This window comes from Cellulomonas sp. PhB143, from assembly GCF_003752595.1.
Taxonomy (GTDB): Bacteria; Actinomycetota; Actinomycetes; order Actinomycetales; family Cellulomonadaceae; genus Paraoerskovia.
Genome location: NZ_RKIJ01000001.1, coordinates 1 through 15,780, shown reverse-complemented (window position 1 = coordinate 15,780; position 15,780 = coordinate 1). Strand labels below are relative to the sequence as shown.

Sequence of the window (15,780 nt, the reverse complement as noted above, 5' to 3'; positions counted from 1 at the left end):
CCATGGTGGTGGATGTCCGGGGCATAGGTGCCGGAGCGACATCCTCGCAGGCGCTCACGTCTGCGTCGTCAGACCCCCGTCGATCACGAAGTCGGAGCCCGTGACGTTGCCGCTGGCGCGGTCGCTGGCGAGCAGGACCGCCAGGGTCGCGATCTCGTCCGGACGAGTGAACCGACCGGTGACCGACTGCGCGGCCGCGTCCTGCGCGACCGATCCGGGGTCGCGCCCCGTCGCCTGCCCGACCGCGGCGGCGACGCCGACGTCGCCGAGCCAGAGGTCGGTCGCGACCGGCCCGGGGCTGATGGTGTTCAGGCGCACGCCGTGGGCGCCGACCTCCTTGGAGAGCCCCTTCGAGAAGTTGGTCAGGGCCGCCTTGGCCGCGCCGTAGTCGAGCACCGGGGGGTCCGGCAGAAAGGCGTTGACGGAGCTGATCGTCACGATCGACCCGTGGCCCTCCGCCAGCATGGCCGGGAGCGCCGCCCGGGTCGTCCGCACCGCCGCCATGAGGTTGAGGTTGAGCGATCGCAGCCACTCGTCGTCGGACACCATCAGGAACCCGTTGAGCCGGGGCGAGACCTGGCCGACGTTGTTGACCAGGATGTCCAGCCCCCCGCGGTCGAGGGCGGCTGCGACGAGCTCGTTCGATCCCGCCGCGGTCGACAGGTCCACGGCCACGAGACGGACGCTGCCGGCGGCGGCGAGCTCGTCCAGCTCGGGGCTCGAGCCGCGCGCGCCCGCGAAGACGTGGACGCCCTCCGCGGCGAGAGCACGGGTGACTGCCAGCCCGATGCCCTTGCTCGCGCCCGTGACGACCGCGGTGGTTCCTTCCAGCCCCAGGTCCACGGCGCGGCCCTCAGAGTCCCTGGCTCTTCAGCCAGTCGAGGACGGCACCCGCGACGTCCCGCCAGCCGCTGTCCACGGTGAGCGAGTGCCCCCGGCCCTCGAACTGCCGCAGCTCGGTCACGGCCGTGGAGTCGCGGTACTGCTTGAGCGTGGACCTGGTCACGCTGTCGGGCACCGTGTGGTCCGCGGTCCCGGAGATCAGCAGGAGCGGGCCACGGTCGCTGTTGTCGGTGTCGACCGCGGCCTGCGAGTGCATGACGAAGTTCGCGGCGGCCGCCTGGAACAGCGGACGCGCCGGTGAGGGGATCGCCCATCTCTCGAAGAGCGCGTCGGACTCCTCCTCCGCGACGGCGTTGCCGAACCCGTACCGGAACTCCTTGCGCGTCAACGAGACCGCCTTGTGCAGGTTCGCGGGGTTGCCGAGCGCCGGGAGCCCCGCGCGGAGCTGCGCGAGGGGCAGGGGAAGGACCCCCTTGATCTGTGCCGGGTCGATCGCCACGCCGGCCGCGCCGACGCCCCGACCGAGCAGCTTCTCGGTGATCAGACCGCCGAAGGAGTGCCCGATGATCACGGGGGCGGCGTCGAGGTCGTCGATCAGCGCGGCGTAGTGCGCGACCGCCTCGTCGATGGACGTGTCCGCGACGAGCTCGGGCTCCGCGCGCGCCTCGCTGACCGTGGCCGGCTCGTTCGGCCATCCCGGAGCGACCGGCGCGTACCCCGCGTCGCGGAACAGGTCGAGCCAGGGGCCCCAGCTCGTGGCGTGCAGCCACAGGCCGTGGACGAAGACGATCGGGGTTGCTGCTCCGGTCATGAGGTCTCCTTCGGGGTGCGGGCGTGCCGTCGGGACAACCACACACCGCCGCTCCCGACCGTGTCCAAGACCCAGCCGGTCGCGATCGATAACCGCGGTGGTCCACGCGGGCGGGTGCCGCTACGGTGGCGCTCGGAGAGGCGGGCGATTGGACCTGGACCTACGGCTCGTGAGGTATTTCGTCACGCTCGCCGACGAGCTGCACTTCGGCCGAGCCGCATCGAGGCTGTACGTCAGCCAGCCGGCGCTGTCCAAGCAGATCCGCAAGCTCGAGAACGACGTCGGTGGCCTGCTCCTGGTGCGGGACAGTCGGCACGTCGCCCTCACCCCGCGCGGCGAGCGGTTCCTCGGCGACGCGCGCCGGCTCCTCGCCATCGCCGAGCGGATGCGGCGCACCCCCGATCCCCGGTCCGTCCGCATCGCGCACATCTTCGAGCTCGAGACCTGCCGGCTGGTGGCGGACGCGTTCGCCGGTGACTTCGAGGACGTGCGGCTGGTCGAGCACTCCATGGACAGCGCCCGTCAGCTCGACGCACTCCTCGCCGAGCAGCTCGACGTGGCGATCCTGCGCCTCACACCGCAGATGCTGGCGGAGCACCCGACCGGGTGGCGGCGGCAGCTGCTCCGCCTCGAGCCGATGCTCCTCGTCGGCAGGGCCGGGGACCTGCCCCGCGACTCGGCGTCCCTGCACGAGCGCCCCGTCGAGGTCTTCGCCGACGCGGCGGGCTCGCGCATGTTCAACGTGCACGGGGAGTACCTCGCCGCCTTCGAGCGGCAGACCCTCGTGCCGTTGCGCTGGCTCGGCAACCCGGGCACCTTCCAGCACTGTCTCGCCGGTGTCAGCCGCGGCCGCGAGCCGGCGTTCACGCTCGAGTTCGAGAGCTACGCGCACCGGTACGCCGAGGCCGGGATCCCCGTGCACCGGCCGGCCGAGCTCCAGCCCGTCTATCCGTGGTGGGTCGCCTGGCGCGCAGAGAACCCCTCCCGGGCGACGACGGACTTCGTCGAGACGGCCGTGCAGACCTCCGCGACCCGTGGGTGGCTCCAGCCGGACGCCGTCGGCCGGGCCCCGATGTGGCTCCCGTCGGACGACCCTGCGCTCGTCGAGCAGCGCTCGGCGTAGGACCGCACCGCGTCCGACCGCCGGTGCGTCCGTCCGATGGCCTGGTCCTTCCCGCGGTGTCACCCTGGCGCGGTGTTCCGCCGCGAGCTCGTCGTCCTCGGCACCGCCAGCCAGGTGCCGACGCGCGAGCGCAACCACAACGGCTACGTGCTGATCTGGGACGACGACGCCATCCTCTTCGACCCCGGCGAGGGCACCCAGCGGCAGATGGTCCACGCCGGCGTCTCGGCGACCGACCTCACGCGCATCGCGATCACCCACCTGCACGGCGACCACAGCCTCGGGCTCGCCGGCGTCGTGCAGCGCATCAGCCTCGACCACGTGCCGCACACCGTCCCGATCAGCTTTCCCGCCTCGGGGCAGCGCTGGATCGAGAACCTGATCGACGCGACGTCCTACTACCACCAGGCCGACCTGGCGCTGCAGCCCCTCACGGAGGACGGTGTGGTGCCCGACGTCGCAGGCGCGGGTTCCCGGAGCGGGTTCACCCTGCGGGCGGCGCGGCTCGACCACGGGGTCGAGGCGTTCGGCTACCGGCTCGAGGAGCCGGACGGGCGACGCCTCGTGCCGGAGCGGCTCGCCGCCGTCGGGCTCGCGGGGCCGGTCGTGGGAGAGCTGCAGCGCTCCGGGAGCGTCACCGCGCCGGACGGGCGGACCGTGCACGTCGACGAGGTGAGCGAGCCGAGGCCGGGGCAGTCGTTCGCGCTCGTCATGGACACGCGGCTGTGCGACGGGGTGTCCACGCTCGCCGACGGCGTCGACCTGCTGGTCATCGAGTCGACGTTCCTGGACCGGGACGCGGAGCTCGCGCAGCGGTTCGGGCACCTGACGGCGCGGCAGGCCGCGACCGTCGCGGCGGAGGCGGGGGTGCGCTCGCTCGTGCTCACGCACTTCTCGCAGCGGTACGACGACGCGGGCGAGTTCGAGCGCGAGGCGCGCGAGGTGTTCGACGGGGAGCTGTGCGTGGCGCGGGACCTGGACCGGGTGCGGGTGCCGGGGCGGCGCTGAGCCGCCCCGGCACGGCGGGCGGCCGGCCGGCCTACGAGCGGTGACCACCGCCGTGGCCGCGGGTCCCACCGTCCGCGGGTGCACGATCCTGCCGACTCATCCATTCCCAGACGTGGGTGCCGCGGGCGGTCGCGGGGTCGTCGTGCGCGAGGTAGATCCACGACCAGTGACCCGGATAGGTCTCGCCGGCCCACGTCACCGTGTCGTAGAGCGTGAGCTCCGAGCCCGGGAGCAGGTCGTGCGCCCAGACGCTGGCCTTCTCGAACGGCACCGTCGCGTCGTCACGGGACTGGATGAACCAGGTCGGGGTGTCCGCGAGGCGCACGACCTCGTCCGCCCCGATGAGGTAGTCGCCCGTCCGGAAGAGGTTCAGTGCCGGCGCCGCGGTGACGACCGAGGCGAAGGTCTCCGGGTAAGCGGCTCCGAGCTCGACCGCCATGAGCCCACCGGCGGATGCGCCCGCGACGTGGATCCGGCTCTGATCGATCCGATAGCGGTGAGACAGCTCGGTGATCAGCGCGCGGAGCTTCCCGCGATATCCCGATTCATCGGCATTGTACCAGGTGTCGGGGACCTCCGGCGCGACGACGTACGCGCCGCCGAAGATCCGCTGCGCCTTCGACGTGGCAAAGCCGAGCGCGCCGCGGTTGGCGCGGAGCTGGACCTCGTTGCCGTAGTAGCCCGGAAGTCCCCCCTCGCCGTTTCCGTGCAACCAGACGACGAGCGGTCTGTCGCCCTTGGCCCGAGCCGGCGCATAGAGGCGGTACTTGAGACCGTCGCCGGAAGTCGTGCTGCTGAAGGCGTCGACCTCGGGGTCGACGAGGCCGCGCTGCTCGAACGAGCCCACCGTCACATCACGCCCGTTCCGCAGCGTGATCGGAGCGTTCTGCTGGATCGTGTAGTCCAGGTCGAGCAGGACGTTGCGCCCCTGGTCCCCCAGATAGGTGAGGGTCGAGGCCCCCTCCGCGCCGTTGCCCGACGCCAGGTCGAGCTCGACCTTCCCGCCCGGGAGCGTCCGCACCTTCGTCACCGCGCGTTCGACGTCGAAGGCGACGTCGGACGCGGAGCCGGACGAGGCGCCGTCAGGCACGCGACCTTCCGCGCGGACCGTGAAGGTCGACGGCGTGATCCGCGCCGCCGAGATTCCCGGCACGCGTCGCAGGTCGAGCGTCACCGACGTGACCTGCTCGCCGGCGTCGAGCACGGTGCCGTCGAGCGTGAACGCGACCGTCCCGGTGGTGACCGGCGCGGGATCGTGGCCGTGAGCGCTGCTAGGGATGGCACCGGCAACGGCTAGCGCGACGGCACCGCAGAGCGCGGCCGTCATCCTGAGCTTCCGCATGGAACTTCCTCACCGTTGAGGGATGAACCGGACACGCCGAACTTACTGGGTCGTCAGTAGGGCGCAAGCCAGCACGGACGCCTTTTCACCTCTCCCCTGCGTTGCACCCCTGGCACTCGTCTGGTCAGCTTCGACCGTGGACTCCGCACTCGAAGCAGCGCTTCGCCTTCGCATCATCGACTGGGTCCATCAGCGCGCCGAGGCCAACGGCGGATTCCTGCGGCGCGACGAGCTGCTCGACTTCCACATCGACGGGCAGAAGATTCCCGTCATCGACTACTCGCGGGGAATCCGCAACCCCAGCGCCTTTGCTTCCACCCTCTCGATCGTCAGCACAGCGAACGGACCGTACGACGACACCGAGGCGGACGACGGCCTCCTGCACTACGCATACCGCAGCGGAGACCCGTGGTCCGGCGACAACCGCAAGCTGCGTCATGCGATGACGACCGGTCAACCGCTGATCCTCTTCCGCAAAGAGGTCGCGAACATCTACACACCGGTCGCGCCGGTATATGTCGTCGACGACGAGCCGGAGAACAGCATGTTTCTCATCGCCCTCGACGAGTCGTTCACGTTCGTGCCCGACGTCCGGCATCTCACCCAGCCGCAGCGCGAGTATGCGCTCAGGCTCGCGAAGCAGCGCCTCCACCAGCCGGCGTTCCGCACACGGGTCCTCGTCGCGTACGAGACGCGGTGCGCCATCTGCGAACTGAAGCACGGCGCACTCCTCGACGCGGCGCACATCGTCCCGGATTCCGAGGAGGCTGGGGTCCCGACGACGACCAATGGGCTGGCGCTCTGCAAGATCCACCACAGCGCGTACGACCAGAACATGCTCGGCATCACCGCCGACCACCGGGTGGATATCGCGCTCGACCTGCTCGCGGAGATCGACGGGCCCATGCTCAAGCACGGGCTCCAGGAGATGCATGGGCGGTTCCTGAAACTGCCGCGTAAACGCTCAGACCGGCCCGACCGCGAACTGCTGTCCTGGCGATACGAACGATTCGTCGCCCGGACTCACTAGTATAGATACAGTTAATATAACTGTACTTGTAGCAAAGCGAACAGCGCGCCCGCCCTCACTCCGAGCACTCGCACACGCCACTCGCCGGCAGCGACATGTGGCACTGGGGACAGGTCGCCGTCGGCCTCTCGGCCCGGCCAGCCGCCCCGCCGATTCCACGCCCAGCGAAATTCGGTAGCTCATGTCGCTCGTACGGCGGCGAGAGACTCTCGTCGCGCACGTCGACGAAACCCCGGTTGACGTACGCGGCAGCTGGACGCCCGTCCGTGTACCCGAGTGCGACGTACGAGCCGCCATTCGGGATCCACACCCGAGAGTGCTCGACGTCCCGCACGATCTCGCGCACCCGCGGTCGGTTCTCCACCGCCAGAGGCAGCGCTTCGAGCGCCGCGTCGAGACTCGCAAAGGTTCGACGCCCGACCCCGCGGATCTCGTCGCCACACTCGCTGCACAGCTCGAGGCGGGCGCGATCCTCCGGCGACGCCTCGACCAGCTTGTCCCGGTCCGTCACCTGCAGGTGACTACACCCGGGGATATGTAGGCGTCCCGACGGGCTCACCCGGTACAGCGTCGTCCCGACGACGACCTCGTCCTCAGATTCCACTTGGTCCTCCGGCCGGATCCACGCTTCGATGTGCCAAGGACAACGCCCTACGCACCCGCCAACCTCCGCCGCATGCCCTCGCCGCCGACCTCCTCGACCAGCGCCCGCGGCCCGACCACCACGAGCAGCGACCGGGCCCGCGACATCCCGGTGTAGAGGATCTTGCGGGCCCGCTCGACGTCGTGGAACCCGTTGACCGCCAGCACGACGACGGTCCGCTCGAGCCCCTTGAACCCGAGCACGTGCCCGTAGAACACGTCGTCGCCCGTGAGGAAGTCGTCCCAGTACGCCTGGTACCCGCCGAGCTCGACCTCGTTGACCTGCGCCGGGTGGCGCCGTCCGGTGGCGAGCAGCGCGATGCTGCCCGGCGGCCAGCCCTCGTCCACGAGGATCTCCACGCAGTCGTCGGCGGTGGCGATCGCCGCGTCCTGCGGCACGTCGACCATCCGCACCGGCGGTCCGTCCAGCCCGCGCGGCCGCACCCGGGCGTCGGCCATCGAGGAGAACGTCTGGGCGATCTGCTTCGTCGAGCGCAGGTTCTCGTCGAGCACGAACGGCGGCAGCTCGATGGGCGCGCGGCCGTCGCGCGGGAACACGCGCTGGGCATCGTCCATGAAGACGAACAGGCCGCCCTCGTCGGGGTCGCGCAGGCAGCGCAGCAGGGACGGCCACCAGAGGTCGCCGAAGTCCTGCGCCTCGTCGACCACCACGGAGTCGAACAGCTCGGCGGCCGGGCGCGCCGCGGCGAGCTCCGCGAGCGCCAGCGGCAGCCGGCGCTCCCAGTGGTCCGGGTCGTCGTCGGCCCCGCGCGCCGCGCCCCACTCGACGGGCAGGTCGTGGAAGAGCCCGACGAACACGGGCCGCTCGCGCCGCGGCCAGGTGTCGACCACGCGCTGGAGGTAGCGGCCGAGGCCGCGCGAGTAGCACAGCAGCGCGACGCGCTCCCCCGCCTTCGCACGCCGGCGCGCCTGCTCCAGCGCGAGCCACGTCTTGCCGGAGCCGGCACCGCCGATCACCCGCATCCGCTGCTGCTGCCCCAGGACCTCGAGGATCCGCGCCTGCGCCTCCGTGAGCTGGTCCGAGTGCGACTCGTGCATGGAGGCGGCGACGAGGTTGTCCACCTGGCTGGGGAAGCCCCCGGCGAGCGCCTCGACCAGTTCCTCCACGTCGTCGGGCAGGAGAGGGCGACGTCCCTGGCCGTGCTGCGTGACGGCGTGCCGCACCCGCGAGACGACGCCCGCGCCGCTCTCCACGTCCGCGCGGTCGATGAGCATCGCGCGCGGCAGGTCGATGGTCCCCCACGTGTCCGGGACGGCGACGTGCGGGAACGCGACGAGGTGCACGGTCCGGGCCGCGCCCGCCCCGTACCCGTGGGCGCGCAGGTAGCCCTGCAGGCGGTGCCGCGCGTCCTGGACCTGGTCGACCGGGTCGATGCGGTGCTCACGCTCGCCGCTGCCCTGGCGCCACTCGCCGTCGACGCGGCGGATGTACCCGCCCTTGACCTCGATCGCGGCGATCCCGACCCCCGGCCACGCGACGAGCAGGTCGATCTCCCGCTCGACGTCGCCGTCCTGGAGGTCCACCCCGCTGAGCACGACGACGTCGTCGGGCAGATGGTCGCGCAGCGCCCGCCACACCGAGTGCTCGGCCCCGCCGTCGTCCGGGAAGTGCGGCGCACGCGGGAAGAGACGAGGCATGGGTCCGGTCTACCGGACGGCACCCACGGCGCGACCCGGAACCGCGCGAAAAGGACGACAGTTCACCCGCAGGTGTCGCACACCCCGCTGGCGGGCATGATCACGAAGCAGTTCGGGCACGGGGTCCCGACGGGCACCTCGCGGGTGCGCTGCAGCCGCGCGACCTTCGCCGCGAACTCGGGCGCGAGGGTGGGCACCCCGCCGCCGGGCGGCAGGTCCGCGCCGAAGTACTCGTAGCAGCGCAGCCGCGCCCCGGCGGCGTGCCGCTCGCTCGCGAGGACGTCGTCCAGCACCGGCGCGCCCTCGGTCGCCAGGACCTCCGCGTACGCCTCGCCGACCAGGCCCGTGTCCTTGCGGACGACGAGCGCCGTCAGCGGCGGGACGCCCTCCGCGTGCGCCTCGGCGACGACCCGGCTGAGGACCTTGCCGATCCAGTGGTGCTGCTGGACGGAGGTGCGGATCCCGCTGTCCTCCTGGACGAGCTCCGCGAGCTCGCCGTAGGTGATCAGGCCGCCGTACTCCGTGGCGATCTCCGTCAGGACGCCGTACGCGTCCTGCGCCCAGCGGTCGTGCGCCGTCGCGGCGTCGACCGCGGAACCGTCGGACTCGTTCCAATAACCGCGCTGTTCTGCCATACCTCAGGGTCCCACGCCGCAGAGGCCCCTCGGCGCGCGGGCCGTCACACCACGAACCGCACCAGCTGGCTCATGGTCCGCACCTCCTCGACCGACGCCGGCGCGGGGGCCGTGTACCGCAGCGGTCCGCTCGCCCGGTCCTTGCCGTCCGGCGACAGCGCGGCCCGCTCCGCCTGGATCTCCGCGACGATCGCCACCGTCTCGGCCTCCCGGTCGAACCCGCCCGGCCCGGGCGCCGCGGCGGCGGCCTGCAGCCGGCTCTCGACGATCGAGCCGATGATCGTCTCGGCGACCACCAGGCCGCCGACCGCCCCGAGCTGCGGCCCGCCGCCGAACGCCTCCGACTCCTTGAGCACGTAGTACCAGAGCGGCGTCTGCCACTGCAGGTTCGCCGCGAGGTCCAGCACCTCCGGCCGCGAGCCGAAGACGGGGGCGGGGAAGAGCACGTCGCTGCCGACCTGGGGCACGTACCCGTAGACGGCGGCGAGCTCGGCCGCGGCCTCCTGACCCGTGGGCAGCCCGAAGTCGACGCCGCGGCGCAGGTTGCGCTCGGCGAGGGACACGGGCGGCTCGCCGATCGAGGGCGGCGGGAGGCGGAAGACGGACCGCGGGAGCAGCCCGTCGATGCGCCGCCCGTGCTGCGGCGGCGTGCTCGTGCGGCGGAAGAAGTGCTTCCAGTCCACGTGGAAGTCGAACCCGTCGCTCCCCGGAGAGTTCCCGCGCAGGTCGTGCGGCTCCGTCTCCGTCGCGAACAGCCGCGCGCCGGCCCCCGTGCGCAGCAGGTAGCCGTCGCGCAGCTGCGAGTGACCGAGGCGGAAGACCGCGTGCGAGAACTCGACGGGCATCGCGACCGTGGCGGCCACGACGTCGTCGGGCATCCCGAGACCCGTCAGCGCCGCCCGGCAGCGGGAGTTCATCCGCTGGTAGCAGGTGGTGCGGTCCGCGAGCGCCGCGAGGACAGCGTCGATGTGCCCGCCCTGGACGATCCGCGGCAGGTAGTCGTGCAGCACGATGCGCTGGTAGGCGCCGACGACGGCGTCCCGCGTCTGGCGGAACAGCGGACCGGTGGGCCCGGCCTGCTCGGGAGACGCCCCCGCGTGGGCGGCGTGCAGCTGGTTGTGCAGGTGCTCGAAGAGCAGGTGGATCTGCACGACGAGCTTGTTCTCGTCGTTGCGCGGGTCGGCGACAAGGCGGCCGTTGGCGTGCTGGGGCCCGCGGTGCAGGTCCGGGCCGTTCGGGGTGTCGACGATGCGGAACATCCCGTGCTCGTCGAAGAGGTCGGCCTGCGGGGTGCCGAGCAGCCCGTAGACGGAGTCGAGGTCGAGGCGCCCGGTGCGGCCGTTCGTCGTCGTCATCGAGCGCAGCCCTTCGGGGGCGAGCGGCGTGTCCTCCAGGACGCGCTGGCGCTGGGAGATCGTCGGGTTCTGCTGCATGACGGCGTAGTCCTGCCCGACGACCCGGAACTCCGTGAGGTCGTGGTCGATGAACTGCCCGAGGAAGGTGAACCCGGCGGGGTTCGTCTGCGCCTCCGGCTGCGCCGGCGCGGGCTCGGCCTCCTGCATGGGGCCCAGCGCCCCGGCGAGGAGGGAGAGACAGTAGCTCGTGTACTCGTGGGCGTGGGGCGAGAACAGCCGGCCGAACGGCGAGACGAGCGCCTGAGGGGTGAAGGCGTCGGCCCCGACGACCGGGACCCAACCGTGGTGTGTCATGACAGCTCCTGGGCGACGCGCGGGGCGCCGCCGGCCGGCAGCGTCACCCGGAGGGAGCGCCGCGGGTGCCGTTTTGATGCATCGCTCCCCCCGCCACCGCCCTCAGCCCGCGAGCGCCTCCGCGAACGCCTCCTGGAGCGCGTCGGAGAACAGTACGAAGCGCACCTCGTCGACCGCGTCCGGGTGGGCGCCGACCCACCGGCGGACGGCGTCGACGGCGACCCGGGCGACGGACTCGGGCGCCCACCCGTAGACGCCGGCGCTGACGGCCGGGAAGGCGACGATCAGCGCCCCGACCTCGGCGGCGACGTCGAGGGAGCGAGTGAAGCAGGACGCGAGCAGAGCGGGGTCGGTCTCGCCGCGGTGCCGGTTCGGCCCGACGGTGTGCACCACCCACCGGGCCGGGAGCTCGAACCCGGGCGTCGCGACGGCGTCGCCCACCGCGAGCCCGTCGGGGAGCGAGGTGCGGCGCAGCTCGCGGCACGCCTCCAGCAGGTGCGGGCCGGCAGCGGCGTGGATGGCGCCGTCCACGCCGCCGCCGCCGAGCAGGCTCGAGTTCGCGGCGTTGACTACCGCGTCCACCGCGACCGTGGTGAGGTCGCCGCGCTCGGCGCGGATGCGGGTCTCGTCCGTGGGGGTCATCTCCCGACCGTACGACCGTCGCTAGGCTCACGCCCGTGCCTCTCTCCGCCCGCACCGCCGACCTCGCCGCGACCCTCGAGAAGTGGTCGCCGCTCGACCCGGACCAGGCGGAGCTGTGCGACGAGTACGTCGCGATGCTCCGCGCGTCGGAGGCCGACGCTCCCGGTCAGGACACCGCGCTGCGCCGCGACGGCGGCCCCGAGCACGTCACCGGATCCTGCTTCGTCCTCAGCCCCGACCGCTCCCGCGTCCTGCTCTGCTTCCACCGCAAGGGCCAGTTCTGGGTGCAGCTCGGCGGGCACGTCGAGCGCGACGACGCGTCCGTGGCCGACGGCGCCTTCCGCGAGGCCTGGGAGGAGAGCGGCATCGACGGCCTCGTGCCCTGGAGCCGCGACCCCGCCGACCTGAACCGGCACGCGCTCCCCGGCGCGTTCGGCCGCTGCCGCGTGCACTGGGACGTGGGCTACGTCGTCGTCGCCCCGCACGATGCCGTCCCGGTCGTCAGCGACGAGAGCGAGGACGTCGCGTGGTTCGGCGTGGACGCACTGCCCGACGACGTCCCGCACGACTTCGGCGAGCGCCTCGCCCTGGTCCTCGCGGAGGTCGCGGCGCGGGGCTGAGGGCTCAGAGCACCGTGTACGGCAGCGGGTCGCGGCCCTGCGCGCAGACCTTCTGGTCGAGGTACTCGCGCAGCAGCCAGACCCGCTCGCGTTCGGAAGCGGGCCCGACGTCCAGGGTCTCCTCGACCTCCGACACCGCCAGGCCCAGGTCTCCCGCGAGGTCGTCGGCGCTCAGACCGGACAGGGCAAGGTTGGCGCGCAGCTCGCGGCTGGTCTGCTCGCGCTCCGAGTCGTTGAGGGTCACGGTCGGCCTCCGTCGCCGTCGTCGGGTGCCTGAACGACGCTACGCCCGGGCCGCGCGAGGTGCACTGCGGTCGGCGCGCGTCCACAGGACTGGGCGCCCGGCCTGTCGCGCGGCGCCGGGCGCGGCTATGGTCGGGGCGGTCGACGGCAGGGGGACTCGTGACCAGGACAGCGCACCGCGGCGCATCGCCGCTCGCTCATGCCCGACGACGGGGCGTGGGTCTTCTCGTCGCCGCCACGCTCGCGACGGCAGGGCTCGCCGGATGTTCCGGGGCGGAGCCCTCGCCGGGCGGGGACGCGACGTCGTCGGCGCCCGCGCCGGAGAAGAGCGCGAGCGCGCCCGCCGGCGAGCCGACGCCCACCGGCTCCGCGACGCCCGACGGATCCGACAAGGAAGCCGAAGACGTCGACGCGGCCGACGCCCCGCCGAAGCCCGACCGTCCCGCCGACATGAAGCGCACCGACGAGCGCGGGGCCGCCGCGGCCGCCACCTACTTCCTCGAGCTGTACCCGTACGTCATGGCGACCGGGGACACCAAGGAGTGGGACGCGATGAGCTACGACGACACGTGCGACTTCTGCGTGGACGCGTCAAAGAAGGCAATAAAGCTTAAAGATCGCAATCAGCACTACATTGGCGGCGACGTAGACATTCAGACCGTTGACGTTCTGGACAAGGACACGTTAGTTAAAGGTTATCCGGTTGATCTAAACTACGCTCAAAGCGCTGCGCGGATCACCGACAGCCATGGAGTAAGGGTCGACGGTTCCAATGCCACAAAGGGCCATATTGGCGTCGATGTAGCTTACGCCACGACCATGTGGCGTGTACTCGCGGTCAGCACGGCGGATCGCGACGGCTGAGCGATGCCAACCGTTGCGAACGCAATAGTTGCGATACATCTGCTACTTGTCGGCGCGGTTTCCTTCGACGCTCCGAGCCTTGGCTCGGACGCACGAGACGACTACGTCGCAATTTCAGCCAGCACCGCGGACCGTTCAGGCAATGCCCTCGGAGGCGGAGGCAGCTCCGACCATGCGGCACTCACCGACTATCGCCGCCTTCCCACGGGCGTCTGCTTCCCCACCGCAGAGACCGAGGCGCTCGGCGACGACTGCTCCGGCGCCCTCGCGCTGGACGCGCCCGCCCTCGAGTGCGCCGACGACGAGACGCCTCTCGACCCCCTGTACACGCGCACCCGCGCCACGGCCGACGATCCGTGGACGGCGTGGGAGCTCGCGAACCCCGGCAGCTGCCTGGCGCCCGCCGACCTCGCTCCCGCGGTCCAGCGTGCGTTCCAGCGACTGCCGATCGCTCCCCCGGACCTCGCGGTGGAGCCTCCGAACGGCTGGACCCTCGTGAACTTCGAGACCATCACCTACGCGGACACGGCCGAGACCACCGATCAGGACTTCGACATCGCCCTGCTCGGCGTCGCCGTCGAGGTCCGAGCCCACGCCACGGACTACTCGTTCGACTTCGGCGACGGCAGCGCCCCGGTCAGCAGCGAGGACCCCGGCGCCCCGTGGCCCGACCAGACGATCAGCCACGAGTACACCGACACGGGCACCCGGACGATCGCTCTCACCACGACCTGGACCGGTCAGTTCCGCATCGCCGGGACCGCGCCGTGGACCGACGTCACCGGCACCGCGGCCACCACGACGACGTCCCCGGCCATCGACGTCCTCGAGGCCCACTCACGGCTCGTGGACTCGACGCTCGACTGAGGTGCAGGGGTTATCTTGACGTCGAGACATCTCGAGAGGACTCGCCGATGCGTCTGCACCACGTCCAGGTCGCCTGTCCGGTCGGAGGCGAGACCGTCGCCCGCCGGTTCTGGGCCGGAGCCCTCGGGATGACCGAGGTCGACAAGCCCGCCGTGCTGGCCGCGAAGGGCGGAGCGTGGTTCCGGTCCCACGGGCCCGACGGTGCGATCACCGCCGAGATCCACGTCGGCGTCGAGGATCCGTTCAGCCCCGCCCGCAAAGCGCACCCGGCCCTGCTCCTCGACAGCGTCGCAGAGCTCGAACGCACCGCGACGCGCCTCACGGATGGCGGGTTCGTCGTGGACAGGACCGAGCGGCACACCTTCCCGGGATACGAGCGCCTGCACTGCACCGACGGCCACGGCAACCGCGTCGAGCTGCTAGCCCCGCCGCGACCCTGACCGCTGGTCGGTCGGGGCCGGGCCGAGCCACCGACGACGCGTCAGCCCGCGCGTCGCCGCAGGAGCACCAGCCCGCCGCCGACACCGAGCAGCACCGCAGCAAGGACCCCGGCCTGCGTCGCCGAGAACCCCGTCGCCGCGAGCTCGGGCCCTGCCGCGGCAGCCGCGACCGCGGCTGCACCGGCCGCGTCCACCGGGAGCTCGGCCGGCACCGTCACGACGTCGTGCACCACCGAGGCGCCTCCGGGAGCGGCCCCGGCGCTGTCGTCGGTCGCCTCGCACGTCTCGTCGGTGAACTGGTACTGGAACACGGCGCCGGTCTCGTCCGCGAAGAAGAGGGTCGGGTCTCCGTCGTACTCGTCGTAGATCGCGTCGACGTCGAACACGTAGCCCTCGTCCGTCAGCGTCAGCAGCGCCGAGCCGCCCGTCGTGTCGACCCAGACGCCGCCCACGGAGAAGCCGACCGGCTCCTCGTTCTCCGACCCGACGTACCAGGCGTCGTCGTCCGTGCCGCAGGCGTCCTCCGCCCAGACCCACGGCACGTCGGCCGTCGCGGCGTCGGGCGCCGGCGGGTCGGCGTCCGCGCGGCCCTGGTCGGCGTCGCCGACGGGGTCGTCGGACTCCGTCGTCGGGACGGCAACGGGTGTCTGGCCATCCTCCTCGGGGTCGGCCGCCGGGTCGCCTTCTTCACCGGGCGCCGGGGTCCCCGCGGCGGCCGTCGGCTCGTCGGAGCCCGGCGTCGGCTCGTCGCCCGCGTCGTCCCCGGCGTCCGTCGGGTCGCCGGTCGCGGCACCCGCGGCGTTCTCCGTCGCCACGCCGCCGGGGGTCGGCTGCGTCGTGTCGCCGGACGTCGCGGCGGCCGCACCTGCGTCGGCCGCACCCGTGTCGGCGACCTGCGGGACGGCGTCGTCGGCTACCGCCGCGGATACCGGGCCACCGAGCACGATCAGGCCGGCAGCGACGGCCGCGAGAGCGCGTGTTCGCATCGTTCTTTCCTTCGGAGGCGGTCGCGCACACCGCGCCCGGGGCGAGGTCTCGCGGTGACGATCCGGGGACGCCGTCGGGCGACGCACCCCAGCCGGGACCCGCGGGATGCCGGCCCGTGAGCCTCCGCCGACCCCGTGGTCGCCGTGCGCTCGGGCAGAGCATAGGGCACCCGCGGTCCCCCCGAAAGGCCCATTTCACGAGGGCCGGCACCGCCCGACGACGGGGGGGGGGGGGGGGGGGGGGGGGGGGGGGGGGGGGGGGGGGGGGGGGGGGGGGGGGGGGGGGGGGGGGGGGGGGGGGGGGGGGGGGGGGGGG

At 72.4% G+C, this 15,780-nt stretch carries 17 protein-coding genes; 7 read left to right on the top strand and 10 right to left on the bottom strand.

What is annotated here, in order from left to right:
- Positions 1 to 54: 54 nt before the first annotated feature.
- Complete coding sequence (locus EDF32_RS00090; RefSeq protein ID WP_123306510.1) at positions 55 to 843, bottom strand: SDR family oxidoreductase; 789 nt, start codon at positions 841 to 843, stop codon at positions 55 to 57.
- A gap of 10 nt (positions 844 to 853) precedes the next feature.
- Entirely contained in the window at positions 854 to 1,654 is an 801-nt protein-coding gene (locus EDF32_RS00085; protein WP_123306509.1) for an alpha/beta hydrolase, read from the bottom strand.
- 169 nt (positions 1,655 to 1,823) lie between these two features.
- On the opposite strand from EDF32_RS00085, the gene EDF32_RS00080 reads away from it, so the two are divergent.
- Together EDF32_RS00080 and EDF32_RS00075 are read left to right on the top strand one after the other, a co-directional pair.
- Positions 1,824 to 2,777: a LysR family transcriptional regulator gene (locus EDF32_RS00080; protein ID WP_233565576.1), complete on the top strand. Its 954-nt coding sequence runs from the start codon at positions 1,824 to 1,826 to the stop codon at positions 2,775 to 2,777.
- A 72-nt stretch (positions 2,778 to 2,849) separates the two neighbouring features.
- Positions 2,850 to 3,785 (top strand): ribonuclease Z, encoded by a 936-nt coding sequence (locus EDF32_RS00075; RefSeq protein WP_123306507.1) that lies wholly within the window; start codon positions 2,850 to 2,852, stop codon positions 3,783 to 3,785.
- 31 nt (positions 3,786 to 3,816) lie between these two features.
- Here the strand turns inward: EDF32_RS00075 and EDF32_RS00070 are convergent, their stop codons facing one another.
- A complete protein-coding gene (locus EDF32_RS00070; RefSeq protein WP_123306506.1) occupies positions 3,817 to 5,127 on the bottom strand; it encodes a PHB depolymerase family esterase in 1,311 nt (436 codons plus the stop codon).
- Between the two features lie 136 nt (positions 5,128 to 5,263).
- On the opposite strand from EDF32_RS00070, the gene EDF32_RS00065 reads away from it, so the two are divergent.
- Positions 5,264 to 6,157 carry an HNH endonuclease gene (locus tag EDF32_RS00065; RefSeq protein ID WP_158614027.1) on the top strand — a complete coding sequence of 298 codons (894 nt, stop codon included), beginning with the start codon at positions 5,264 to 5,266 and terminating at the stop codon, positions 6,155 to 6,157.
- Between the two features lie 55 nt (positions 6,158 to 6,212).
- On the opposite strand, the gene EDF32_RS00060 is transcribed toward EDF32_RS00065, so the two are convergent.
- The 5 genes from EDF32_RS00060 to EDF32_RS00040 all read right to left on the bottom strand — a co-directional run bounded on the left by EDF32_RS00060 (position 6,213) and on the right by EDF32_RS00040 (position 11,444).
- Positions 6,213 to 6,761 carry a hypothetical protein gene (locus EDF32_RS00060; RefSeq protein WP_123306504.1) on the bottom strand — a complete coding sequence of 183 codons (549 nt, stop codon included), beginning with the start codon at positions 6,759 to 6,761 and terminating at the stop codon, positions 6,213 to 6,215.
- 47 nt (positions 6,762 to 6,808) lie between these two features.
- Positions 6,809 to 8,458 carry a nuclease-related domain-containing DEAD/DEAH box helicase gene (locus EDF32_RS00055; protein ID WP_123306503.1) on the bottom strand — a complete coding sequence of 550 codons (1,650 nt, stop codon included), beginning with the start codon at positions 8,456 to 8,458 and terminating at the stop codon, positions 6,809 to 6,811.
- 62 nt (positions 8,459 to 8,520) lie between these two features.
- The gene (locus EDF32_RS00050) at positions 8,521 to 9,093 is read right to left on the bottom strand and encodes a hypothetical protein (protein WP_199734768.1); all 573 of its coding nucleotides are present in this window, start codon (positions 9,091 to 9,093) and stop codon (positions 8,521 to 8,523) included.
- A gap of 44 nt (positions 9,094 to 9,137) precedes the next feature.
- Positions 9,138 to 10,802 carry a peroxidase family protein gene (locus EDF32_RS00045; RefSeq protein WP_123306502.1) on the bottom strand — a complete coding sequence of 555 codons (1,665 nt, stop codon included), beginning with the start codon at positions 10,800 to 10,802 and terminating at the stop codon, positions 9,138 to 9,140.
- 102 nt (positions 10,803 to 10,904) lie between these two features.
- Positions 10,905 to 11,444, bottom strand: coding sequence for an O-acetyl-ADP-ribose deacetylase (locus EDF32_RS00040; RefSeq protein ID WP_123306501.1), 540 nt, complete (start codon positions 11,442 to 11,444; stop codon positions 10,905 to 10,907).
- A 35-nt stretch (positions 11,445 to 11,479) separates the two neighbouring features.
- Between EDF32_RS00040 and EDF32_RS00035 the strand changes: the two genes are divergently transcribed.
- Entirely contained in the window at positions 11,480 to 12,064 is a 585-nt protein-coding gene (locus EDF32_RS00035) for an NUDIX hydrolase (protein ID WP_233565575.1), read from the top strand.
- Positions 12,065 to 12,068: 4 nt separating this feature from the next.
- Here EDF32_RS00035 and EDF32_RS00030 read toward each other — a convergent pair whose 3' ends face one another.
- Positions 12,069 to 12,308 (bottom strand): DUF2316 family protein, encoded by a 240-nt coding sequence (locus tag EDF32_RS00030; protein WP_123306500.1) that lies wholly within the window; start codon positions 12,306 to 12,308, stop codon positions 12,069 to 12,071.
- 215 nt (positions 12,309 to 12,523) lie between these two features.
- Here EDF32_RS00030 and EDF32_RS00025 point away from each other — a divergent pair, with 215 nt between their 5' ends.
- The 3 genes from EDF32_RS00025 to EDF32_RS00015 are packed head-to-tail and all read left to right on the top strand — an operon-like array spanning position 12,524 to position 14,478.
- Positions 12,524 to 13,171, top strand: coding sequence for a DUF6318 family protein (locus tag EDF32_RS00025; protein WP_123306499.1), 648 nt, complete (start codon positions 12,524 to 12,526; stop codon positions 13,169 to 13,171).
- 3 nt (positions 13,172 to 13,174) lie between these two features.
- Positions 13,175 to 14,038 carry a hypothetical protein gene (locus EDF32_RS14425; protein WP_148061535.1) on the top strand — a complete coding sequence of 288 codons (864 nt, stop codon included), beginning with the start codon at positions 13,175 to 13,177 and terminating at the stop codon, positions 14,036 to 14,038.
- A gap of 47 nt (positions 14,039 to 14,085) precedes the next feature.
- Positions 14,086 to 14,478 (top strand): VOC family protein, encoded by a 393-nt coding sequence (locus EDF32_RS00015; protein WP_123306497.1) that lies wholly within the window; start codon positions 14,086 to 14,088, stop codon positions 14,476 to 14,478.
- A 41-nt stretch (positions 14,479 to 14,519) separates the two neighbouring features.
- On the opposite strand, the gene EDF32_RS00010 is transcribed toward EDF32_RS00015, so the two are convergent.
- Positions 14,520 to 15,464: a hypothetical protein gene (locus EDF32_RS00010; RefSeq protein ID WP_123306496.1), complete on the bottom strand. Its 945-nt coding sequence runs from the start codon at positions 15,462 to 15,464 to the stop codon at positions 14,520 to 14,522.
- Between the last annotated feature and the right edge of the window lie 316 nt (positions 15,465 to 15,780).